General features: G+C 46.0%; 1 protein-coding gene and 1 pseudogene. Both read left to right on the top strand.

The genetic code is table 11. The annotated features are described in order from the left end of the window. A partial coding sequence (gene rpsJ / locus ACS8FD_RS24950; RefSeq protein WP_439277820.1) for a 30S ribosomal protein S10 occupies positions 1-222 on the top strand: 222 nt, incomplete at its 5' end. Between the two features lie 49 nt (positions 223-271). Further along, positions 272-504: pseudogene (gene rplC, locus ACS8FD_RS24955) on the top strand (50S ribosomal protein L3); the annotation flags it as partial.

Consider the following 504-nt stretch of genomic DNA (forward strand, 5'->3'; position numbering starts at 1 on the left):
CGCACCGGTGCGCAAGTTTGTGGTCCTGTACCGTTGCCGACTCGCATTGAGCGCTTCAACGTTCTAACTTCGCCACACGTCAATAAAGACGCACGTGATCAGTACGAAATCCGTACTCATAAGCGTATGGTTGACATTGTTCAGCCTACTGACAAAACTGTGGACGCGTTAATGAAGTTAGACTTAGCGGCGGGCGTTGACGTTCAAATTGCTTTGGGTTAATGCATATTAAACGCCCAACTCATTAATATAAGATATAAAGAGGTCTAAAATGGCGATCGGTTTAGTCGGTAAAAAATGCGGCATGACCCGTATCTTCACTGAAACAGGTGCCTCTATCCCTGTAACAGTGATTGAGGTTAGTGCAAACCGCATTACTCAATTAAAAAATACTGATGTAGATGGCTATCAAGCCATTCAAATCACCACAGGTACTCGTCGTGACAGCCGCGTAACAGCCGCACAGAAAGGTCACTTCGCAAAAGCTGGCGTAAAAGCTGGTCG

This window comes from Psychrobacter sp. 1U2 (genome assembly GCF_051847575.1).